This is a genomic window from Prevotella sp. P3-122, from assembly GCF_002251365.1.
GTDB lineage: Bacteria > Bacteroidota > Bacteroidia > Bacteroidales > Bacteroidaceae > Prevotella.
The window spans coordinates 41,993-66,035 of record NZ_NPJH01000013.1; the positions used below are offsets into that span (position 1 = coordinate 41,993).

Here is a 24,043-nt window from a genome sequence, read left to right on the forward strand (position 1 = left end):
GCGTTATCTTTTATCTTCAACAGCCACTTCATCCAACAGCCTATCAATCGTCTCCATCTGCTTGGCGTCGGAGTCAAGTTCCTTGCGCAGGATTTTCTCCGCCACTTTTACAGACAGCTCAGCCATCTGTGCGCGAATCTCGCTGATGGCAGCCTGCTTCTGGCTCTCGATTTCGCTTTTGGCCTCAGCAATGAGTCGGTTGCCCTCTTCGCGTGCTTTTTCCTTGGCCTGAGCCACGATAGCATCGCGAGTGTCGGCAGCCTCCTTCAATATCTGGGCCTGCTTCTGTCGAGCTTCCTGAAGCATGGTTTCACCCTCTTTCTGTATGTTTGCCAGTCTTTCGGAAGCCTCGTGTGCTTTCTTGAGGCTCTCGTCGATGTACTGCTTACGGTTTTCCACCATACCGATGATGACGGGGAATCCGAATTTCGCCACGATGAAGAGTACCACTAAGAAAGCCAGCAGCATCCAGAAGAGCAAACCCAGGTCGGGGGTAAGTATTGATGGCAAATTCTCCATTACTAATTATTTAATAAGGAATGCGCATGCTGCGATAGCGAAGAGGGCGCAACCCTCAACGAAAGCTGATGTAAGAATCATGTTAGTCTGAATCTTACCAGTAGCCTCCGGCTGACGTGCTATGGCATCCATAGCGCTACCGCCAATCTTACCAATACCCAAACCAGCACCAATTGTTGCAATACCTGCACCGAGACCGCAGCCCAGCTGTGCCAGACCTTCAGCAGCCAAAATTGTTGAAATAATCATAATTCTATAAATTTTAAATTGTTAATACTTATAATCTTAAAAAAATTAATGATGTTCCTTGTGCGCCAAACCGATGAACACTGCCGAAAGCATTGTGAACACGTATGCCTGGACGAAGGCAACAAGGAGCTCAAGGCAGTTCAAGAACAACAGCATGAGAATGCTGAACGAGTTGAGTCCGAGTCCGAATCCCACTCCCATCGACCATCCGAGGAAGATGACGCATGTGAAACTCAACATGACGGCATGTCCCGCCATCATGTTGGCAAAGAGACGGATCATGAGCGCGAATGGTTTGGTGAACACACCGAAGAGCTCAATCACCGGCATTACGGGCACTGGGTACGCCTTTAGGAAGATGGGCACCTCAGGCCAGAAGATTTCCTTCCAATATTCCTTGTTGCCGAAGATGTTGATGGCTATCATCGTGCATACGGCAAGGAATAGAGTGATGTTGATGTTTCCCGTCACGTTAACACCACCAGGGAAGATTGGGATGAGTCCAATCATGTTGGTGATGAGGATAAAGAAGAAGACCGTGAGAAGATACGGAGCATACTGCTTGTAGTGCTTCTCTCCTACGGATGGACGAATCAAGTCGTCGTGGATAGTCATCACGAGCATCTCCATCGCCCCGACGAATCCTCCGGGAGCCTCACTTTTCTCGTCTCTTTTCTTATACCAGCGTGCGCAAGGGAGGAAAATGGCAATCATCACAAGGACAACGATCCATATCTGCGCCACAATCTTGGTGATGCTGAGGTCGATAGGTCTCACCTCAGTTCCGTCGGCCATCTTCTCGTATATCTTGCCGTGATGAGCTGCATCGAAGAAGAATGGAGCGGGCAGACTGTGAGCTGTGCAGACATGCCATTCGCCAGACTGTGAGCTGCGCACGATAATAGGCAGCGGAATGCTGATGTGCTTGCCCTCATATGTGGCTATGTGCCACTCGTATGAGTCGGCAAGGTGCTCGAGCACAATCTCCGGTATGTCTAATTCCCCTCCAGCCTCAGAGCCGTGTGCCGCCCATGATTTCATGGGCATCACCGTCATCAGCATCAGAAGAATTATCGTTCCTATATGTTTCATCTTGCACATTATTTATTATTAATATTGAGTTTGCCGCCGTTTGACAGGCGTGAAAAGAAGATTGAGTGATGTGCCAGCATTGCAAAGTAGAAAACCAGCAGAACCAGTATGTAGGGCATTATCGCATCGCGTCCGACGATGATGTAGCACACGAGCATCGTTGCCATTGCCAGAAGCATGCGGAATCCCGACACAGCGGTGTAGAATGTAGTGAGACTGTCGGGCGACTTCTTTGCCACCTTGCGCCATACCAGCGCGTCAGCCGACTCCACCACGATGGAGAACACTGCACTCACTGCCACGGGATACATCAGTCCGGAGAACAAGCCGAGCTTCTCAAAGATGAAGCAACCTATCGTAAGGATAAAGATGTAAACCATGCTCCATACTATATATCTGCCACACAGTTTGTCGATATCTGCCATAGCCTACAATTCCACGCAAAGACTCACATTGTTGTTCTGCACCTCGGCAAATCCCCCTGCTATCGTCAGTTCCTTTCTGCCTTCGGCGCAGTCATACACCACGTTTCCGGCTTCGAGCGACGAGATCAGTGGGGCATGGTTGGGCAGAACCTGAAATTCTCCCGTAGTGCCCGGCACCGTCACACTGTCAACATCTCCTACAAAGACAATTCTTTCAGGAGATACAATCCTCAACTTTAAACTCATATCTTTAATGTTAATTTAAATTCTATATTAGGGAGTTCAGGGAGATTACCCCTTTGCAGCCTCGATGAGCTTCTTGCCCTTGGCAATAGCGTCCTCGATAGTTCCCACGTTGAGGAAAGCCTGCTCGGGCAGGTCGTCCACCTCACCGTCGAGTATCATATTGAATCCCTTGATAGTATCCTCGATAGGCACCATCACACCCTTGACACCAGTAAACTGCTCAGCCACGGCGAAAGGTTGCGAGAGGAATCTCTGCACACGACGGGCGCGGTTTACAGTGAGCTTGTCCTCGTCGGAGAGTTCGTCCATACCGAGGATGGCGATGATGTCCTGCAACTCCTTGTATCTCTGCAGAATCTGCTTCACCCTCTGTGCGCAGTCATAGTGAGCCTTACCCACGATGAGCGGGTCGAGGATACGCGAAGTAGAACCCAATGGATCCACGGCAGGATAAATACCGAGCTCAGTAATCTTACGACTCAACTCCGTAGTTGCGTCGAGGTGGGTAAATGTAGTGGCAGGTGCAGGGTCGGTCAAGTCGTCGGCAGGCACATACACAGCCTGTACCGATGTGATAGAACCCTTTTTAGTAGATGTGATACGCTCCTGCATGAGTCCCATCTCGCTTGCCAGCGTAGGCTGATAACCCACAGCCGAAGGCATACGTCCGAGAAGAGCCGACACCTCCGATCCCGCCTGAGTGAAACGGAAGATATTGTCGATGAAGAACATGATGTCTGCAGCCTCACCGTCCTTACCTCCGTGATCGCGGAATTCCTCGGCAACGGTAAGTCCCGACAGCGCCACCGAAGCACGCGCACCAGGCGGTTCGTTCATCTGTCCATACACGAGTGTAGCCTGCGACTTCTTGAGTTCCTCAGGATCGACGAGTGAGAGGTCCCACTTGCCTTCCTCCATAGCCTTCTTGAATTTGTCGCCATATCGGATAACTCCCGACTCAATCATGTCTCGGATAAGGTCGTTACCCTCACGCGTACGCTCTCCCACTCCGGCAAACACCGAATAACCATTGTGTCCCTTGGCGATATTGTTGATAAGCTCCATGATAAGCACGGTCTTACCCACGCCGGCACCTCCAAAGAGTCCGATCTTACCACCCTTCATATAAGGTTCGAGCAAGTCGATCACCTTGATACCCGTAGCGAGCATTTCCTTGTGAGTCGAAAGGTCTTCAAACTTAGGTGGTTCTCTGTGAATAGGGTATGCACCTTGCATATCCAATGATTTCATACCATCAATAGGCTGTCCGATAACATTCATCATTCGGCCCTTGATCTGTTCGCCAGCAGGCATCACAATAGGTGATCCCGTCTGCTTTGCCTCCAGTCCTCGCTGCAGTCCGTCGGTGTTATCCATAGCCACGCAGCGCACGGTGTCCTCACCAATGTGCTGCTGCACCTCGACAACAAGTTCGCGCCCGTCGGGACGCTCAATTTTCAGGGCATCGTGGATTTTCGGCAACACCTTCTCAGCGTCTTGTCCCTTAGTGTCGAAGAACACGTCGATGACCGGACCGATAATCTGAGAAATGTGTCCACTAATTTGTGCCATAATTAATTATTTAAAGTTTTATTCCAATTATCTGATTTTCAGCTGATAGCATATTAGATACTCAACTCGTTCAGCACCTTTATAAGCTTGCGGTCAAAGGGCTTGTCAGAGCGTATGGCCTCGCTTAGCGGAACATACACTACCTCGTTATTCCTTACGCCAACCATGACATTGCGTTGTCCCTGCATGATAGCCTCTACAGCTCCCACGCCAGTACGGCTGGCAAGTATGCGGTCACGGGCTGTCGGTCGGCCACCGCGCTGCAAGTGTCCGAGAATAGACACACGTACGTCAAACTCCGGGAACTCCTTAGTCACACGGTCTGCATAATACAACGCTCCGCATTTCGGACTTTCCGACACTATGACGATACAGCTCTTCTTCGACTTACGTATTCCTCTCTCCATGAACTGCGCCAGCTGGTCAACGTCCGTGCTGTCCTCCGGTATGATGGCGGCCTCGGCACCCGATGCGATGGCAGAGTTCTGAGCCAAGAATCCTGCGTCACGCCCCATAACCTCGATAAAGAAAATCCGCTCATGGCTCTGAGCCGTATCGCGTATTCTGTCCACACATTCCACGATGGTGTTCATAGTGGTGTCATATCCTATGGTATTGTCAGTGCCATACAAGTCGTTGTCAATTGTACCCGGTAGGCCGATGCAGCATACGTCATACTCACGGGCGAAATTCATGGCTCCGGTGAGCGATCCGTTACCGCCTATGACGACAAGGGCGTCAATGCCATGATTCACCATGTTGTCGTAAGCCTTCTGCTGTCCCTCCGGAGTCATAAACTCCTTCGAGCGCGCGGTTTTGAGCATTGTTCCGCCCTGATTGATTATACCACTAACGTTCTCGGTAGTGAAATCCTTAATCTCTCCATTGATTAAGCCATCATAACCACGGTATATGCCCTTGATATTAAAACCATTATAGATACCTGCTCTTGTGACGGCGCGAATAGCGGCGTTCATTCCCGGCGCATCGCCTCCCGATGTCATTATTCCAATAGTCTTAATCTTTGCCATACATTCTATGTTTTAATTCTTAGTTAGTCATCTACATTAATTACACTCTACATTATAATGCGAGCATGATAAGAAACCCCAAGCTTCCGCCAACGAGTGCTTTCCAGCCGACGTTGCGGAAGAACCATGATATCCTCATCCTCTCCATCTTCACCAGAGCAATGCCGCTAAGCGAGCCTATGGCGAGGATGTTTCCTCCGACGGCTGACGTGTATGCAACCACTCTCCACAACAATCCGTTCTGTGCGAATGCCGCTTCATAAGCATCCACATCAACCGCATGTTCACATGCTGCCGTCATGTCGAAGAGCGAGAACCAGCTGAAGGCGTTCGCGAAGGTGTCTATGACAATGCTGAACAGCCCTGACAACAGGCCCACAATCCAAACGTTATGGATGTTATGGTCGATGAAATCGCGGACACAGGCAAGTGCTCCTGTTTCATCAACAACACCGATGGCAAGCATCATGCCCATTACAAACAACATCATCTGCAGAACACCATACTGAAGGACGCGCGGAACAGGACGCTGTATCATGGCATCATCGTTCATAAGCTTGCGGTTGAAAATCTCGTTGACAACCCACAGCACCACGAGCACGCAGCAGGCACCAAGGAATGGCGACAGCTTGGTAATATTGTGAAATGTCGGGATGAACCACAGTCCACCTATTCCCACGAACAGCATCATCAGTCTCTGCCACACGTTCAGCCTGGTGTCGTCACCTCTATATGGCATTGTTATCCATTCAGTCTGCACCCTTTCCGGCAGCATCCTCCCTATCCACCAAGTAGGCAGGAGCCATGCAGCGAGACAAGGCAGGAGCAAGCCCATGGAATAGCTTGTCGCCGTAACGGCTCCGGCATTCCAAAGCACCAGTCCCACAGGGTCGCCGATAACGGTGAGCGCTCCGCCACAATTAGCCGCCAGTACTATTGCCGAACCGTATATAAGGCGTTGCTTACGTGCGGGTACAATCTTGTGCATGATGGTTAGCATCATGACTGTTGTGGTAAGATTATCGAGATTGGCTGATATTATGAAGGTCACGCCAGCAATAATCCATAGTATTCTCTTTGCCGAGCGCGTGCGCAACAGCTGCGATACGAAATCGAAACAGCCGTTGTTGTTAAGAATCTCAACGATGGTCATTGTTGCGAGCAGGAACAGCACAATGCCACATGCCTGTCCAACATGCTTTAGGAAAACGTTCTCTGCAATGAACTGCTTCACCAAAGCACTGCTTGGCAACGCCCCATTGAGAAACTCTGTATACTCCCTTGCATACTGTCCCATCACGAAATCCGTGCCGTAGCATATATACAGCACCCATCCAATGGTACCAGCAAACATGGCTACGGCCGACTTGTTTACCTTGGTCAGGCTCTCCGTAGCTAGGAGCAAGTAGCTGATACAGAGAATTGCAACAATAATTAATGACATACTTTGACTATTAATTGAGGCAAAATTAAAAAAATATATTCAAACCGCCAAGCAAACTGCCCTTTATTTTAATCCGTTTAACGTGAATGTAATAGTTTACGACGTAAAAAAAGCCAAAGAGAACAGTTTTTCAGCCAGAAATATATCCTCTCCTGCATTCTGAACAACCGCCACGAAAGCCGCAAGGGCATATATCCGAACTTCCATCTGTTCCTTGCAGTGAGCCTTTCCACTTCTATGCCCTGCCACGTTTGCCTTATGAGTTTCTCGCCGGAGTCTATATCCTCCGGCGACAGCACATTGCGGTTGCGATAGATAAAATACATGGAGTCGACGACGTTCAGCCACCTGACATTCTCGTACAGGGTAACAATTCTGTCCTCGGCTCCCAGCTCCAGCAGCATCCTCTTCATGCTGGCGTTGGCACGAAGATAGTCGAAGCGCCTGGCTGAGGGTTTGTGGGTCACGGAGCCTTCATGCTGTCGGTAATAATATCTGCCCTTGCAGCAGCCCACTTGTCGCGAGACATAGTAATGCAACCGCGTAGTATTGTCGTCACTATACGCCCGTGCAGAATCGTCGTACGGGAACCTCTTATGTATCTCTGCCCTGACAATGTATACGCCATGTATCTTCCAAGTCAGTGATGCCTCGAAGGCAGCCTTGCCGCTCATCCTTGCAAACAGCTCCATGGGGTATGCCTCTTCCCGGTCCGGGTATACATAGACGGTGTCGAAGAGCAGGGCGTCGAGCGTATCATCTGCATCAAAGGTACGGCATGCCTGCTCAAGGCAGTCGGACGACATCCAGTCGTCACTGTCCAGAAAACAGACATATCTGCCACGTGCCCTTTCCAGAGCTTTGTTGCGGGCGTAGGCCTGACCATGGTTCTCGTTCAGGGCAACTACCTCTACCCTACCGTCCCTGGCGGCATAGTCACGCAGTATGGCGAGCGAGCCGTCGGTCGACGCATCGTCAACACAGACAATCTGCACGGCATCCATAGTCTGGGCACAAAGCGAGTCAAGACACTGGCGCAGAAAAGCCTCGCTATTGTAAACGGCCACCAGGACAGTGACTAAAGGTGCAGCTTCTGCCCGATTTTCTGTACAAGTTTCTCCCATAGTGAAGTCTTGTTATGAAGTATATAAATAGACACAGCCGACGACGACAGCACAAGCAGGCATCCCATAACCCAGTAAACGACAGAGGAATCTGTCATAGTAATTAAAAAAGACATCAGTGCAAAGGGAAGCAAAACGCCCATGTATCTCACCACGTCACGCGACATATCATACCCGTAGCGTATTTTCATCACCGCATAGAGCATCACACAGTCTATGAGCAGAGACAGCGCAAGGGCGGCTCCCGTACCTGTCAGCCCCCACAAGTTGTATGCCACCACTGTCAACCCGACAACCATCACGTCGTATACTGCCTCTACAACCAGATAGAGCACGGAGTCGCCCTTAGAGAGAGGAAGATAGGCTATGGGCAGGGAGACAGCCCGGACAAACATGCCAAGCACCACAAACTGCATCATGCCTGTGACTGCCATGAACTTACCTGAATAAAGCAAAGGCAACAGCAACGGCATTGCCACCATAAAAAGCACCATCAGAGGAGAAACTAACAGCAGCGTTACTTCTATCTGCCTGTTCACACACATGTTCTGCTCAGCCACATCACTGCCAACGGCTGACAGACGTGGGAAGTAGTCGGTCTCCATGGCCGTAAACACCATGCCCGCATAGACGAACGTCATCACATATCCCGCATTGTAGAGTCCTACGATGTCGAGTCCACCGTTATTGTTCAGGAAAGAGCGTATCAGGAAGTCTGCCCCGCTGCCCATAATGCCCGCCAGAACAAAGGCTATGCCAAGCTTTATCATGCCCATACCCTCAGCAAACAGTTCCCGTCTGAACTTGAACCGAAGCGGATATTGCCTGAACGAATAGGCTACGGTGATGAGCATCTGCGCCAGGGCGGCGAGAAACAGCGACGGAACGATACCGCTCTCACCATATATATAATATATGGGCACAGTCATCAGCAGCACCGCTACCATGCTGTAGAAGGATATCGCAGCAACAGCCGACAGCCTGCGAGTACCTTTCAGTATGGCCACCTCGCCACCTGTTATCGCCATCAGGAAGATTACAGGCGACAGCAGGACAAAATGCAGCGTGTGGTCGCCCCAGCTGAAAGTCCACGCATCGAGAAGCGGACTGAACAGCACGCAAATGACGAAACCGAGTATTCCCGTCAGCAGGCTCCAGAAGCGGATCAGGGCCACATGGTGAAGCACACTACTCTCATCGCCACTGTCTACCTCTGTGGAAATATTCTTCACGGCGCTCATGGATATTCCAAGGTTTGTCGACTCCGAGACCAGCTTTATCGTGGAGTTGAACAGCGACACCAAGCCCATTCCGCCAGGGCCGAGTATTATGGCAACGAGCTTGTTGCGGACAACACCCACCAATATGTTGAGAAACTGGACACCACCAAAGAGCCCAGTATATTTCATTATATGCGAATACGAGTTTTTCTTGTCTTTAGATTCCATCGTTGTATATTAAACGGATAATTCCAAAATATATTGTTTCAATGGAGAATATCATAAAGAGAAGGGCGAAGAACTAAGTTACCTCTCCCTAAACCTGTCATAAGGCGATAAAATTCTGACTTCACGGAGAGAGTTTAAGGAAAAAAGTATTAACTTTGCCGATGAAACAGAACAATGGATGCCTTATTCACTAAATGAAAATCAGAGACAATAGACAATGACACCGACACAAACACTTGCACTCGCCATGATTGACTACAACAATGGCGACCCGAAACGCATACAGCACACGACCAAAGTCCATGCTTACGCCTCGATGATAGGCAGAATTGAAGGATTAGATAAGGAGACGCTGTTTATCCTCGAGAGTGCTGCCCTTGTTCATGACATTGGAATAAGGGCGAGCGAGCAGAAATATGGACATCAGAACGGTAAGCTACAGGAGCAAGAAGGGCCTGCTGTAGCACGTGAGATGCTAACACGTATTGGAGGTTATTCGGAACGGCAGATTGAACGAATTTGTTGGCTTGTAGGCCATCACCACACTTACCATGTATGCGAGGACTTGGACTATCAGATACTCATCGAGGCCGATTTCATAGTCAATCTGTATGAGGACAACGAATCCCCTCATGCCATACGTGCTGTTCGCAAGAACATCTTCCGCACAGGAAGCGGCACAAAAATGCTTGAAACAATGTTTGGTATAAATGAGTAATAGAATGACCAACACTCGCATAGAGGAAGAGAAGACTGTTGTGGAACAGATGATACGGCTGTATTGTCGGAAGCACGAAGGAAACGTCGAACTGTGTCCAAGATGCAGAGAGCTGTTAGACTATGCCCACAGCCGACTTGACAGATGCCGTTACGGCGGACAGAAGCCTACATGCAAGAAATGCCCCATCCACTGCTATCGGCCAGAGATGAAAGAGCGTGTCAGGAGAGTAATGCGTTGGGCAGGCCCCAGGATGGTATTCTATCATCCCCTTGTGGCCATCGGACATCTGCTTCGTGAGATGAGTTGTAGAAATAAAGGTTGAAACAAAATATAGCATGAGAGAAATTTACATTCAATATTACACCTCACCATGTGGGGAGCTCATCTTGGCATCTATGGGTAATGAGCTGTGCCTGTGTGACTGGAACGGAATGTCGTGTGCCGAGCGGAACAAGCGCAGAATCAGTAAATACTTGAATGTAGAATTCAGAACAGGGTCTTCCTCTGTCATCGAAAAGACAAAGACGCAGCTTGACGACTATTTTGCTGGCAAGCGCAAAGTGTTCAACATTCCGCTGTGTCCTTTCGGAACTGATTTCCAACTTCAGGTATGGAAATCATTGCTCGACATCCCATACGGAGAAACAAGAAGCTATATGGATATTGCCAGGACTATCGGCAACCCAAAGGGGGTAAGAGCCGTGGCACAAGCCATTGGCGCCAACGGCATAGACATACTTATCCCCTGCCATCGTGTCATTGGCAGCAATCATTCACTGACAGGATATGCGGGAGGATTGGATAAAAAAAAGTATATGTTGGAACTTGAAAGCAAATCATTTATGAAGTAAGTACTATAGGTCTGCATGCTAAAGATACAAATCCGGTTCATCAGAAATATGGAGTGACGCATAATAATATATTATTCCTGAAGTATATTATTAAATAGGGTGTTCTGTTTGATGTGCAAAAATTGAACATCCTAATTCTGAAGTTCATGTCGGTAATTGTCGCGCTGTAAGCGCAAAAGCGCATAGCCCAGGGTAGAGCGCAGCGACACCCTGGGTTATTTCATGTAGTTGATGGTCGCGCTGTAAGCGCAAAAGCGTAGATAACAGCAGGACAAATAACGCTTTTGCGCTTACAGCGCGCATTGACAATGTCTCCTTACACCCAGGGTGCCGCTGCGCTCTACCCTGGGCTATGTGCTTCTGCGCCTACAGCGCGTGCTGGTCAATGTATTTTCTGCGAGCAAGTAGTCAGAGTAAATCAGGCGCAGTTCCATTTTGGGTACAACAAACTGTACACCCTAATTATTAAATGAAGTGGGTGAAACCGTTTGCCATAGGATATGAATACGTTTGTATCCCCGATAAGGTTAATAACTAGGGTGTCCAGTTCTATGTTCCACTTTCTGATATTACAATATAATTCCAAAGCTTTGATATTTAAAGTGTTACTTATTTGAAATGGACTAATTTTTAATCATAAGATAGCGATGTATAATTGAGGGGGTATTCGTTGTTTGCATAACATCTGATTCTCATAATGTTAGAAGAAGTACAAGCTTCTTTTTAACTCGAAAATTAGAACACAGAACTGGACACCCTAGTTATTAACCTTATCGGTAATGATATATATATGCATAGACCACGCAACAATATATTGTCACTCGAGATATAGCATGAAGCATTTTCCGTTATTTTGTTCTTCTACAAAAGAGCCCTGTGCCAATTAACGTTTTGGCGGCATTGCGATGGGTATATATAAAAATCGGGTAGGAGGTAAATGCTAATCACAGAAAGGCATTTGCCTCCTACTTTCACATTTACCGACCTCCCACACCACCGTACAAGCGGTTCCGCATACGGCGGTTTCGCGCTTTCTCATCTCACGATGTGTGGCAAGTTGTTTTCAGCCATCCCTCGGACTAGCGTCACTCCTACTCTATTGTCGGATTCCGTCCTATCGTGGTGAGTAGGGAAGCTCCTTTCGGACATCTGACTACAAAAGAGTCGCAAGGGTAGCAGTCATTTACTATTGCACTGCGCGATTCGGTCCTTCCCCATAGACACACGTGTCTTAGGTACTATGACCTCTGCTGACTTCTCACGGCAAGCTTTACTCCGTCAGGGCACATCGAATGGGTACATCTTCGCCATGCGTCCGTGAGACCTCCTCGGATAAGGGCATTGTCTTTCCATCTTATGCCTACTTCATTTACACCGACCGTTCCGAATAGCTATCGGGCTTTGGTTTGTGTTGCAACCTAACCCACGGTCATATGCCTTGCATGAAGTTTCTGTTCGTTAGGCCAGATGTTTGCCGCCGGCTTCCTTCAGATTCCACCTCGCGATGGACACCCTTGCCCTTGGCTATGTGATTCCCGCTATTAGGGCTCACTCGGGACTTGCACCCGTTAGACAATGCTCATGCCGAGCGTACAACATCGGCGAGAATAGTCACGTGGAGACTCTCTCGCCGATGGCGTTATGTAAGGTGTGCGCTGTCAGCACTTATTTTGCAATCTTGATGGCATCGGTGGCAGTGGCTGCTATATATATGCCATGAGAGAGCGACGACATGTCAACGCATGTCTCTGCGGAAGCCACAACAGCTCCGTGTGCATTGTACACGGTGATGCGTGTGCCTGCCACACTGCTGCGAACGGTGCGACCATCATAGGTTAGAGATGCAGTATCAGTGGCAATGATGTCGTTGATGCCAGTGGGCTCTTTCACTTCTATCTTGACGGTGCGGGTTAATGAGCCGTAGCTTACGGTGATGGTGGCGGTGCCTTTGGCTACGGCACTGAAAGCTACGGTTGCCGTGTTGTCGGTTGGGCAGGAGGTCTCTACGTTAGCGATGACATTGGCATCGTTCGACACTTTGATGTCCATATTGGCAGAGTTGCCACCCACGAGAGTGAAGGTTACGATGCTGTTATCTCCCACGTTGAGGTATACCGTCTCGCTGTCGGCGGTGAGAGCCTTAGGCTGCTCTTCGTAGTAGAGCTTGGGGGTAGTAGCGGCAGAAGCCTCATCCCAGGGCGAGGTGGCGTCGGTGCCAAAGGCAAAGCCGAGACCTTGCAGGAACGACTTGCTAAGTTCTTCGGTGGTGACAGTACCGCCCTCTACGCCATCAGGACCGGCATAAATCTCCCAGTCATTGATAATGGGCATAGGCGCAAGGGCATAATTGTTGCGCAGATAACCGTCTTGACCTTCGCCGTAGGCGTTGAAGTCGGTCTCGCCCACAATACGGTGAGCTGTCTCGCTGGAATACTCAACGCCTGTGATAGGCTCGGGCATAGTGAACGATATGTTCTGCTGAGCGGCGATGTTGCCTTTGATGTTGTCGCCGGAGCCGGCGAGGTAAGCCAGCGAGCCAATGATACCGCCTATGCATGGGCCATAGATGCCTTTGGAGCCGAGGGCTTTGAGGGTGCCGTGAGCCACGTTGTTGGCCACAAGGCTGTGGTCGTCGCTGCCGATGATACCGCCGAGGGTGTGTTGGGCAGTTATATCGGCGCTGACGTGGCAGTTGGTCACAGCGTTTGCGTGGTTCATGTCGAAGGTATTACCTACGATGCCGCCCACCTCATTGTCGGCTATGATAGAGCCGTTGAAGGCTGAGGCATCGATGGAAGCAGCCGTGCGCAGGCGAGCTGCGATGCCACCCACGGTGACACCTTGTGGCAGGTTGATGTATGAGTCGTTGACGCTGACTTGCGAGGCAGAGGCATAGTAGGTCAGCTCGCCGACGATGGCGCCAAAAGAACTATCAAAGTCTGCGTCTTCAACATTGAGGCCATAGACGTGCACATTTGAGATGCTCGCATATTGCGATACCGAGCCAGCCAGCAGACCAGATAGAGACTCTTTTCTGTCAAGGTCTATGGTAGGATTGTAAAGGATAAGATCCTTAATCACGGTAGTAGATGGTGTGTTCTCATTGGCTGGTTCTACGCCCACGATGCTGCCGAGCAAGCCGGTGGAGGCTACGCTGAGGTTGCTAATCACATGGTTACCGCCGTCTATTGAGCCGCTGAATGAGTTCTCGCTCTGGGGCATGGTAATGTTTTCGGCATCAATGTCGTTGTTTACGCGGAAGTGTGCGTCAGGCGTATTGATGACTTGCATCAGGTCGCCGACAGTGCTGATGAGGTATGGGTCTTCTACCGTGCCGCTACCGCCTGCCTCGAACTTATTCAGCGGGAGGCTGAACAACTCTATCGAGAGAGCGTCATTAGCATCGCGCAGCACTACGGCTATGGTGGGCTTGCAGTCTAAGTTGAATGTCCACACAGTATATATATCGACATTAGCGTCCTCAGGCATGTAAGTGAAGATAGGCTCGCTGTTTTCGTTGACGATGTAAAGTTCGGTCTTGGTCTTTGATGATACACCGGTGTTTCGCTTGACGAGGTACATGTATTCATAGTCGTCATCGGTATTGACCAGGAAGCGGCTTACTGCCTCACCAGTTATGTTTGCCACGGCGGTGGCTACGTTCGTGCCAAGGTAGATGTGGTGGGTGTCAATGTGTTGGCCATCGGGAGCAATCCAATAGATAGCCTCGCAAGCGCGTCCTTGGTCATCGTTCTCGGCATTGGCGGTGGCGGCAACATACTTATAGCCATATTCTGCGTCTGCCACACGATCCATCTGCGTGGTGACAGTGTTGTCGTCAACGATAGCGGGCATGGTCAGCACGTTGTCGTAGGTATCCATGTCGACGAAATTGTATATGTAGTTGCCGGTGTTGTCAGTAGTGATGAAGCAGTTCTGGCGAGCGAAGCCTTTGACGTCGGACATTGGCTGCACATTGTCGGCATCCTCAAAGATGGTATTGAGGAGCTCGCCTGCGCTGTTATACACATAGTATGAGTCGGCATGGCTGTCGGTGGAGATAATCCACTTCTCTTTGGTGATGACAAAGGTGGGATTGCCCTCAGCGTCAAACTGCATGTCGTCCATATAGTCAAGCTGCCCCACTCCATAAAGCGAGAAGGGAGCGTCATCGCTCTCGGCTTGGGTCATGGGTATTGTAGTGGTACCCACCTGTGTCAGTTTGCCGGTGCCGTTGATGGGCATCTCATAGCGGGTGAGCACAAAAGAGTTGTTTTCTGACAATTCCCAATTGGATGCATCGCTGAAGAATGGCTTCTCGTAAGAGGCTGAGGCAACGTGCAGTGTGCCATCGTTGACGCCTAAGATTACGGGCAGACCATCGCTATACGACGCTTTGTCCTCGGGCAGGTCAAAGTAGCCAAGGTTCTTGGGCTCGCTGCCATATCCTGTCTTGCTGTAGATGGTGAAGCGCTGGGCGCGTACAGCCGCGGCATCGTGGTCGGCGCTTGCTACCACAAATGATTTGTTAGGGTTGACATATCCATCAACGTCAAACACCATGAGCATATTCTCGCTCCAGCTGTCGGTGGAGGCATCGATGGCTGCAACTTGCATGCCCGGCATTACTATTATGGGGGCGTCGCCATCTGCGTTGCTGTTCTTCTTGATTGAGAAGACATAGGTGTAGGTATTGTTGACATACTTGGACGTATTGGCGTTGACCAGCACCATAACCTCGTAGTTTTTGTCATTATTGTAGAAGTTCTTAGAGAGCACATCACCAAAATCGATAGCAGAGATGCGAGTCTCGTTATCGTTAAGCTCGAGCTTAGCGTTGACGGTGCCCACCAGCTGATAGTTTTCATCATAAACAGAGAGCTTGAAGCCCGAAATAGTCACATCAGTATAGCTCGCCTTAGTGTCAGCCTGGGGCAGCTCAGTGCGGTAGATCTCTGCGGCATAGTACCACTCCACGCCGTCAGGTCTGCTGAGCCAGCCAAATGTGGTCGCTCCGTCGGCACCATCGAGTTTGATAGCGCCATCAGTGGCAGCAGCCATGATGCCTGCTTTAGCGGCGCGGCGCGCCTGTCGCTGATGCAGGGCATCGGTGACGCGTTCGTAGCACGACTTGTAGGGTGTCGTTGTCGTAGCTTTTGGGATAATAGTGGCGGCAGCGCTCCATAGAGAGCATAGTGCCAACACCGCAGTCAGAGTAAGAGTTTTTTTCATTGCGTATTCCTTTAATATTAATGTTGTACGTAAGTGATTATTTGCATATTTTGATTGTAAGTAGCGGTGCAAAGTTACTTATTATTAATAAGACATCAGCAATGACAGTGTTAAAACTTGTTACAACCTGTGGCCTCGCCACGGTTCTTTTATTTAAGGTAGCGTTGCACTCTCAAAGAATGAGCTATTTTTTATAGTGTAAGCTATGAACCTATGGATGGGAGTTATATGGCGCATGTACAAAATCATCTAATTATTCAGCATTGCATAACAGAAGCCAGCTATCATCTTTTAATTATTTTTTTGTGGAAATATGATTGAATATTAGAATATTATTAATACCTTTGCTGGTATAAAGAAATAAACAAATTGAACTTAGCTCCTATGTCCTAGACTTACTTAAAGTTGACAAATTGTCAACATGTCTATCAAACAGACTGGTTGAGCAAGAATAGGTCCGAAATGTATCATCATAGAGATTAACATATAATTTATCAAAAGAATGACTCCTCCAAATATTGAATCGTCTACAAGAGAAGAACGCCTGGAATTCGTTCGCAATGAGTGGCAATGCCTGAACAATTGCAGATTGTGTGGCAAATGCCACTTCCTCAAAGGTAAAAACGAGGAAGAACTCTACGCAGACTATATTGAAGGCAAAAAGTCATATAGAGAAATAACAATGAAAATCAGAGACAATAGATAATAACAACAGACACAATACAGAACTAAGGATTCTTGTCTTTAGCATATAGATATTGAGATATATTTACACTACTGTCCCGTAAAAGTGGACAGTAGTGAAAAACGACATAAAAAGAAACAAAAGAAACATGAAACAGATGATATTGATATTCGTAGGGGGCGGTACGGGCAGCATGCTTAGATACCTTATTAGCAAATGGCTCGGCTCCGCTGTTTTCCCATGGGGAACATTCGCAGTAAACATCATCGGATGCTTCCTCATAGGACTACTTGGCACATGGATTGCGCGTCACAGCCTGTCGCCCGAGCTCCGCCTATTGCTGGTGGTCGGGGTATGCGGAGGTTTCACCACCTTCTCAACGTTCAGCAATGAAGCTCTGACAATGCTTCGCAGTAACCAACACATACTATGTCTCGCATATATATTTCTTAGCATAGCCGCAGGACTCGCAGCAACATTCGTCGGGGCAAAAATATGTAATTTCTCATCATAACACCCCATCATCGTCGCCTGGCTCAGCCTCTTTGACATTGCAACTGCTCACGCAAAGCTTTGCATCCGCCAACGCAAAGCTTTGCAAGTGCCAACGCAAAGCTTTGCAATTGTCCACGCAATGCATTGGCCTGCGACAAACGTTTGTACACGTCAGAGACAGAGGCCAACAAACTTGTTTGGTTGGACTATGCCGAGCCGAAGCCAAAGGTGTATTCTTAATCAAATGTTTATCTTGGTTTTTGTCTTCGTTATCGATATTGTAAATTCTTCTGCTGACACAGGACTTTCCTGTTGAACAGGAAAAGGCGCCTTCATTTAGGAATCCCTTCCCTATGAATTTTCCACTGAGCCGAAATCTTTGTGTAATTACGTAAAGAAAAAAAATATGGGGTAGGAAACCAGTTCCCTACCCCATTATTATACTTAAATGGTTTATCTATTATCAAAGATAAGATATCGTATAGAACACCATTTATAAGGAAGATTAAGCCTCGGCTGGTGCCTCCTCTGTAGCTGGAGCAGCCTCTGCCTCTGCCTTAGCAGCAGCGGCGGCAGCCTTCTTCTCAGCGACCTTCTGGGCGATAGCCTCATTAATCTTCTTCTCAGCCTCAAGCTCCTTAGCAGCCAGTTCCTTCTTCTGCTTAGCAGTAGACTCCTTTACAGCATTGAGCTTCTGCTCTTTGCCAGCCTTCCATGCATCGAACTTTGTCTGAACAGCAGACTCGTCGAAAGCGCCTTTCTTAACGCCGCCACGGAGGTGCTTCATCATGTAGACACCCTCACCACGGAGAATGTTACGTACTGTGTCTGTTGGCTGTGCGCCGTTCTCTACCCAATAGAGAGCACGGTCGAAATTCAAATCTACGGTTGCAGGATTGGTGTTTGGATTGTAAGTACCAATCTTCTCAGTAAATCTACCATCTCGTGGTGCTCGTGCATCGGCGATAACAATGCTATAGAAAGCATAGTTCTTACGACCGCCGCGTTGCAATCTGATTTTTGTTGCCATTTTTTAAATATAACTATAATTAGGTTTGAATTTTATACCTCCATCTCGTGAAGGCTGTGCAAAGGTACGACTTTTTTGTCTGACTGTGTGTATAAAAGCCTGTTAAATATAAACGTTTAATTTTTATTAACCAAAAATTATCCCCCGACTCACGTCGAGGGATAACAACAACACAAACACAAATATACGGTATGCCTATAAGACAAAACCGTAAAGTTTAAGGTGGGGATAAATAATTTCCACCTTATAAGTCTTGTCAGAATGACGGATTACATTACTCCGTCCTCGCGCAGCTTAACCTGCCATTTCCATGCACTTGCAAGCACATCCTCAAGAGGTGTATCGGCCTTCCAGCCAAGGACATTGTTGGCCTTGTCGACATTACCCCAGATTTTCTCGATATCACCCTCACGGCGTGGGCCATACTTCCAGTTGAGCTTTACGCCGGTAGCTTTCTCGAATGCATCAACAATCTCCTTTGTAGAGTTTCCATGACCTGTACCGACATTGAAATACTCTATCTGGTCTGTATCCTGGTCGAGGACGCGTGCCATGGCAGCAACGTGTGCCTTAGCAAGGTCTACCACATAGATATAGTCACGGATGCATGTTCCGTCAGGAGTGTTATAGTCGTTACCGAAGATGGTAAGTTCCTTGCGGATACCCATAGCGGTCTGGGTTACGAAAGGAATGAGGTTGTTTGGAACACCGTTTGGCAACTCACCGATGAGTGCTGAGGGGTGTGCGCCGATAGGGTTGAAGTATCTGAGCACGATACTCTTGATGTTTGCGCCGCTATGTATATAGTCATAGATAATCTGCTCGTTAATCTCCTTGGTGTTTCCATAGGGAGAGGTAGCCTTCTGATGAGGAGCCAGCTCTGTAACAGGCAGGTTCTCAGGCTTTGGCTGTCCGTAAACGGTGCATGAGCTTGAGAATATGATACCCTTGACATCGTACTGCGGCATAAGCTCGAGCAGATTGATGAGCGAAACGATATTGTTGCGATAGTAAAGCAGTGGTTTCTGTACACTCTCACCTACAGCCTTGCTGGCTGCGAAATGGATGATACCAGAGATTTTCGGGTACTTCTGGAATACAGCCTCGGCTGCATCTTTGTCTCTAAGGTCAACTTTCTCAAATGCCGGTCTAACACCAGTAATTTTCTCAATACCATCGAGCACCTCAATTTTCGAATTAGACAGGTCATCAACGATTACGACGTCATAACCAGCCTCAATGAGTTCCACAGTAGTGTGTGAACCGATAAAACCAGTTCCACCAGTGACAAGAATAGTCTGTTTCATTTGATAATATGTTTATGAGTAATAATATGTCAGTTCTCGGTTTATATCCGCAAAGTTACAAATTAAATTCGACAATAACCAAATAAAGTAAGATTTTTTTTTGCCTGCCACTCTTTTATACCTATTTTGACCTGTTGGACAAACAAAAGGAGCGGCCATTTATACTGTCCGCTCCTTTTGTAATTATGATGATGTTATATTACATCAATACTCTGACCATGCCTTGATATCAATATCATCGATATCAATGGTACAGAAGGCGTTGATGAATGCAGATGCAAGGCGGCTGTTGGTTATCAGCGGAACATTTAGGTCAATGGCAGCACGCCTAATCTTATATCCGTTGGTAAGCTCGGAAGCCGTAAGGTTCTTGGGAATGTTTACCACCATATCAATCTTGTGCTCATGGAGCATGTCGAGAGCCTGCGGCTGCATGCCTTCCTCGCTTGGCCAGTAGACAAGAGTATTGTCGATGCCATTCTCCTGGAGGTAGCGGTGAGTGCCTCCTGTTGCATAGATCTCGTAGCCGTTGTCAGCAAGCATGCGTGCCGCACCGAGCATGTCGGCCTTCTGCTTTGCTCCGCCCGTTGACAGGAGTACGGTATGCTTCGGTATGCGGTGTCCTACGGAGAGCATGCTCTTAAGCAGTGCCTGATTGGTGTCATCACCCAGACAACCCACCTCACCGGTAGAGCTCATATCAACGCCCAGTACAGGGTCGGCCTTCTGCAGACGATTGAACGAGAACTGGCTTGCCTTGATGCCGACATAGTCGAGGTCGAAGAGGTTCTTCGACGGTTTCTCTACTGGCACGCCAAGCATAATCTTCGTAGCAAGGTCAATAAGATTGAGCTTCAGCACCTTGCTTACGAATGGGAACGAGCGAGAGGCGCGGAGGTTGCACTCTATAACGAGGATATCGTTGTCACGGGCCATGAACTGGATATTGAATGGTCCGTTGATATGCAGCGCTGCAGCTATCTGCCTGCTCACCCTCTTGATACGCCTTACGGTCTCAACATATATCTTCTGTGGCGGGAACTGTATAGTAGCGTCACCCGAATGAACACCAGCAAACTCTATATGCTCGGAGATGGCATAGGCCATTATCTCGCCATTGCGTGCTACAGCATCCATCTCTATTTCCTTGGCATGCTCAATGAACTTGCTCACCACCACAGGATGCTCGGCGCTGACATTGGCTGCGAGCTTCAGGAATTTCTCAAGCTCGTCACGGTTGGAGCATACGTTCATGGCAGCACCGGAGAGAACGTATGACGGACGGACGAGGACAGGGAAGCCTACCCTTTCGACAAAGTTGTCGATGTCCTGCATTGTGGTCAGCGCGCTCCATTCCGGCTGATTGATGCCGTTGCGGGTAAGCATTGACGAGAACTTGGCACGGTCCTCGGCGTTGTCGATATCTGATGCTGCCGTACCAAGAATGGGCACATGCTCCGCATCGAGCCACATGGCAAGGTTGTTAGGTATCTGTCCACCCGTAGAGACAATTACACCGAACGGTTTCTCCATGTCTATGATGTCCATGACACGCTCGAAGGTCAGCTCGTCGAAATAGAGCCTGTCGCACATGTCGTAGTCGGTAGACACTGTCTCGGGATTGTAGTTAATCATTATCGAGCGGTAGCCCTGCCTGCGTATGGTATTAAGCGCCTGCACTCCACACCAGTCGAACTCTACGCTGGAGCCTATGCGGTATGCGCCTGAGCCAAGCACAACGACCGACTTCTTGTCCTCGCTAAAAGAGACATCGCTTGCAACGCCTGCATATGTGACATACAGATAATTGGTCTGGGCAGGATACTCTGCGGCAAGGGTGTCAATCTGCTTGACGACAGGCAAGATGCCATAGCCCTTTCTGATATTCCTTACCACAAGGGTGGCCTTGTGCATGTTTCCGAGTTCCCTCTCGAGTCCCACGGCACGTGCTATCTGGAAGTCAGTGAATCCATATACCTTGGCCTCACGCAACAGCTCCTTATCCAGTACGTTGATGCTGGTGCAAGCCTTCAGCTTCTCGTCAATGTCTATGATATGCTTCAGTTTCTGCAGGAACCACTTGTCAATCTTCGTCAGGTCGTGTATCTGGTCGATGGTATAGTCCTTGTGCATGGCCTTGGAGATGACGAAGACACGCTTGTCGGTAGGCTCGCGCAGTGCTGCATCTATGTCGGGTATCTCCAGTTCCTTGTTCTCCACGAAGCCGTGCATGCCCTGACCAATCATTCGGAGTCCCTTCTGCAGAGCCTCCTCGAAATTGCGTCCGATGGCCATCACCTCTCCTACAGACTTCATGCTCGAGCCAAGCTCCTTGTCTACACCACGGAACTTGGAAAGATCCCAACGTGGAATCTTGCAGACCACGTAGTCGAGGGCAGGCTCGAAGAATGCGCTGGTGGTGCGTGTAACGGAATTCTTCAGCTCAAACAGTCCGTAGCCCATTCCCAACTTTGCAGCCACGAAAGCAAGCGGATAGCCTGTAGCCTTGGATGCAAGAGCTGATGAGCGCGACAGACGGGCGTTGACCTCGATAACCCTATAGTCCTCGCTCTTCGGGTCGAAGGCATACTGGACGTTACATTCTCCGACAATACCGATATGGCGGATAATCTTTATTGCCAGCGCGCGCAGCTTGTGGTACTCGCTGTTTGTGAGTGTCTGAGAAGGCGCAATGACGATGCTCTCACCAGTATGTATACCGAGCGGGTCGAAATTCTCCATGTTGCAGACGGTAATACAGTTGTCATAGCGGTCGCGCACTACCTCGTACTCTATCTCTTTCCATCCTTTAAGGCTCTTCTCGACAAGCACCTGAGGGGAGAAGGAGAAAGCCTTCTCTGCAAGCTTGTCCAGTTCTTCCTCGTTATCACAAAAGCCACTACCAAGTCCACCGAGAGCATAGGCTGCACGCAGGATTACCGGATAGCCCAGCTCTGCCGCTGCCTTACGCGCCTGCTCAATGGTCTCGCAAGCCTCGCTCTTGATGGTCTTGACATCAATCTCGTTAAGACGCTCTACGAAGAGTTCGCGGTCCTCGGTGTCCATGATGGCCTGAACAGGAGTACCAAGCACCCTCACGCCATACTTGTCAAGGACGCCACTCTTATGAAGCTCAACACCGCAGTTGAGGGCGGTCTGGCCGCCGAACGACAGCAAGATGCCGTCGGGTCTCTCCTTCTGAATGACTTTCTCTACAAAGTGGGGCTGCACGGGGAGAAAATAAATCTGGTCGGCCACACCCTCGCTTGTCTGTACTGTTGCGATGTTCGGGTTAATGAGCACCGTCTGCACACCCTCTTCGCGCAATGCCTTGAGAGCCTGCGAGCCAGAATAGTCGAACTCACCGGCCTCACCAATCTTCAACGCTCCTGAACCGAGGAGCAATACTTTCTTTATGTTATTGTCTTTCATTGTCGTAAGTGTGATTCGTTAACCCTTCAACTCATTGATAAACTTGTCGAACATAAACTCCGTGTCGACAGGACCCGCGCATGCCTCTGGGTGGAACTGGCTTGAGAACCAAGGATTGGACTTATGCCTGATACCCTCGTTGGAGCCATCGTTCATGTTTACGAACAGCTCCTCCCAGTCGCTGCCCAGCGTCCTTGAGTCAACGGCATAGCCATGGTTCTGGCTTGTGACAAAGCACTTGTCCGTGCCCACCATGCGTACTGGCTGATTGTGAGAACGATGACCGTACTTAAGCTTGTAAATGGTTGCTCCACCAGCCTTTGCCAGCAGCTGATTGCCCATGCAGATACCACAGATGGGCTTGCGGCTGCTGCTCATCTGTTTTCTTATGATGTCTACAGCATCCTGACACATGTCTGGGTCGCCAGGGCCGTTGGCCAGGAACAGTCCGTCGAACTCCATTGACGTATAGTCGTAGTTCCACGGAACCCTGACTACTTCAACGCCACGGTTGACAAGGCAGCGTATTATATTGGCCTTAACGCCACAGTCGACAAGCACGACTTTCTTTCCGGCACCTTCATTATATTTAATGATTTCCTTGCAGCTGACCTTATCAACAAAGTTCACTCCCTCATAGTCGGCCTCTGGAATATTGTAGGGCTGGTCGTCGAAGAGTATCTTTCCCATCATCACACCATGCTCACGCAGCACCTTTGTAAGCTGCCGTGTGTCTATGCCCGTAATGCCGGGCACATGCTCGCGCTTAAGCCATTCGGCAAGACTCTCACAGGCATTCCAATGCGAGTACTCCTCGCTATAGTCCGAAACGATTATGGCACTTGCATAAATCTTATCGCTCTCCATGAACGTTGGGAGCTGGTCGTCTCCGAATGTGAATGGCGGCACGCCGTAGTTGCCTACCAGCGGATAGGTAAGGGTCATGAGCTGACCGGCATAGGAAGGATCGGTAAGGCTCTCGGGGTAACCCATCATGGCAGTATTGAATACCACTTCTCCAGCAACAGGAGCATCGTAGCCGAAACTCTTGCCATGAAACTTAGTTCCGTCGCTAAGGACGAGTGTTACATTTTTCATATATACTTTGATGTGTTAACTGTTTACAGGAAATGCGTGTGT

General features: G+C 49.0%; 19 protein-coding genes. 4 read left to right on the forward strand and 15 right to left on the reverse strand.

Translation table 11 applies throughout. The features are described from left to right. Window positions 1-3: 3 nt before the first annotated feature. From atpF to CIL02_RS02280, 10 genes are all read right to left on the reverse strand, one after another. Entirely contained in the window at window positions 4-519 is a 516-nt protein-coding gene (gene atpF / locus CIL02_RS02235; protein ID WP_094398854.1) for a F0F1 ATP synthase subunit B, read from the reverse strand. A gap of 6 nt (window positions 520-525) precedes the next feature. Next, on the reverse strand, window positions 526-768 hold the full coding sequence (atpE, locus tag CIL02_RS02240) for an ATP synthase F0 subunit C (RefSeq protein ID WP_094398855.1): 243 nt from the start codon (window positions 766-768) through the stop codon (window positions 526-528). 45 nt (window positions 769-813) lie between these two features. Then, window positions 814-1,860: a F0F1 ATP synthase subunit A gene (gene atpB / locus CIL02_RS02245; protein ID WP_094398964.1), complete on the reverse strand. Its 1,047-nt coding sequence runs from the start codon at window positions 1,858-1,860 to the stop codon at window positions 814-816. 8 nt (window positions 1,861-1,868) lie between these two features. Further along, window positions 1,869-2,285, reverse strand: a complete 417-nt coding sequence (locus CIL02_RS02250) for a hypothetical protein (RefSeq protein ID WP_094398856.1) — start codon at window positions 2,283-2,285, stop codon at window positions 1,869-1,871. A gap of 3 nt (window positions 2,286-2,288) precedes the next feature. Further along, window positions 2,289-2,531 carry an ATP synthase F1 subunit epsilon gene (gene atpC / locus CIL02_RS02255; protein ID WP_094398857.1) on the reverse strand — a complete coding sequence of 81 codons (243 nt, stop codon included), beginning with the start codon at window positions 2,529-2,531 and terminating at the stop codon, window positions 2,289-2,291. Between the two features lie 45 nt (window positions 2,532-2,576). Then, complete coding sequence (atpD, locus tag CIL02_RS02260; protein ID WP_094398858.1) at window positions 2,577-4,103, reverse strand: F0F1 ATP synthase subunit beta; 1,527 nt, start codon at window positions 4,101-4,103, stop codon at window positions 2,577-2,579. Window positions 4,104-4,156: 53 nt separating this feature from the next. Beyond that, the gene (pfkA, locus tag CIL02_RS02265; RefSeq protein WP_094398859.1) at window positions 4,157-5,134 is read right to left on the reverse strand and encodes a 6-phosphofructokinase; all 978 of its coding nucleotides are present in this window, start codon (window positions 5,132-5,134) and stop codon (window positions 4,157-4,159) included. 52 nt (window positions 5,135-5,186) lie between these two features. Beyond that, window positions 5,187-6,578: an SLC13 family permease gene (locus tag CIL02_RS02270; protein ID WP_094398860.1), complete on the reverse strand. Its 1,392-nt coding sequence runs from the start codon at window positions 6,576-6,578 to the stop codon at window positions 5,187-5,189. A gap of 77 nt (window positions 6,579-6,655) precedes the next feature. Then, window positions 6,656-7,702 carry a glycosyltransferase family 2 protein gene (locus CIL02_RS02275; RefSeq protein WP_094398861.1) on the reverse strand — a complete coding sequence of 349 codons (1,047 nt, stop codon included), beginning with the start codon at window positions 7,700-7,702 and terminating at the stop codon, window positions 6,656-6,658. Beyond that, on the reverse strand, window positions 7,657-9,150 hold the full coding sequence (locus tag CIL02_RS02280) for an oligosaccharide flippase family protein (RefSeq protein ID WP_094398862.1): 1,494 nt from the start codon (window positions 9,148-9,150) through the stop codon (window positions 7,657-7,659). Before CIL02_RS02280 ends, CIL02_RS02275 begins: the two co-directional genes overlap by 46 nt. Before the next feature lie 217 nt (window positions 9,151-9,367). Between CIL02_RS02280 and CIL02_RS02285 the strand changes: the two genes are divergently transcribed. Genes CIL02_RS02285 through CIL02_RS02295 form a run of 3 tightly spaced genes read left to right on the forward strand, consistent with a single transcriptional unit; the run spans window position 9,368 to window position 10,722 of the window. Then, window positions 9,368-9,868, forward strand: coding sequence for an HD domain-containing protein (locus CIL02_RS02285; protein WP_094398863.1), 501 nt, complete (start codon window positions 9,368-9,370; stop codon window positions 9,866-9,868). Beyond that, window positions 9,861-10,193: a nitrous oxide-stimulated promoter family protein gene (locus CIL02_RS02290; protein ID WP_240513500.1), complete on the forward strand. Its 333-nt coding sequence runs from the start codon at window positions 9,861-9,863 to the stop codon at window positions 10,191-10,193. The genes CIL02_RS02285 and CIL02_RS02290 overlap by 8 nt, the downstream gene beginning before the upstream one ends. 13 nt (window positions 10,194-10,206) lie before the next feature. Next, a complete protein-coding gene (locus CIL02_RS02295) occupies window positions 10,207-10,722 on the forward strand; it encodes a methylated-DNA--[protein]-cysteine S-methyltransferase (protein ID WP_094398865.1) in 516 nt (171 codons plus the stop codon). 1,665 nt (window positions 10,723-12,387) lie between these two features. Here CIL02_RS02295 and CIL02_RS02300 read toward each other — a convergent pair. Next, on the reverse strand, window positions 12,388-15,954 hold the full coding sequence (locus CIL02_RS02300) for a hypothetical protein (protein WP_094398866.1): 3,567 nt from the start codon (window positions 15,952-15,954) through the stop codon (window positions 12,388-12,390). Window positions 15,955-16,787: 833 nt separating this feature from the next. Here CIL02_RS02300 and crcB point away from each other — a divergent pair. Continuing rightward, window positions 16,788-17,153 (forward strand): fluoride efflux transporter CrcB, encoded by a 366-nt coding sequence (gene crcB, locus CIL02_RS02310; RefSeq protein ID WP_094398868.1) that lies wholly within the window; start codon window positions 16,788-16,790, stop codon window positions 17,151-17,153. Between the two features lie 486 nt (window positions 17,154-17,639). Here the strand turns inward: crcB and CIL02_RS02315 are convergent, their stop codons facing one another. The 4 genes from CIL02_RS02315 to carA form a co-directional block, all read right to left on the reverse strand. Next, window positions 17,640-18,164 (reverse strand): 30S ribosomal protein S16, encoded by a 525-nt coding sequence (locus CIL02_RS02315; protein ID WP_094398869.1) that lies wholly within the window; start codon window positions 18,162-18,164, stop codon window positions 17,640-17,642. A 269-nt stretch (window positions 18,165-18,433) separates the two neighbouring features. Then, entirely contained in the window at window positions 18,434-19,471 is a 1,038-nt protein-coding gene (galE, locus tag CIL02_RS02320; RefSeq protein ID WP_094398870.1) for a UDP-glucose 4-epimerase GalE, read from the reverse strand. Window positions 19,472-19,675: 204 nt separating this feature from the next. Further along, complete coding sequence (gene carB / locus CIL02_RS02325) at window positions 19,676-22,903, reverse strand: carbamoyl-phosphate synthase (glutamine-hydrolyzing) large subunit (RefSeq protein WP_094398871.1); 3,228 nt, start codon at window positions 22,901-22,903, stop codon at window positions 19,676-19,678. A gap of 18 nt (window positions 22,904-22,921) precedes the next feature. Next, window positions 22,922-24,001, reverse strand: a complete 1,080-nt coding sequence (carA, locus tag CIL02_RS02330; protein WP_094398872.1) for a glutamine-hydrolyzing carbamoyl-phosphate synthase small subunit — start codon at window positions 23,999-24,001, stop codon at window positions 22,922-22,924. Window positions 24,002-24,043: the final 42 nt, after the last annotated feature.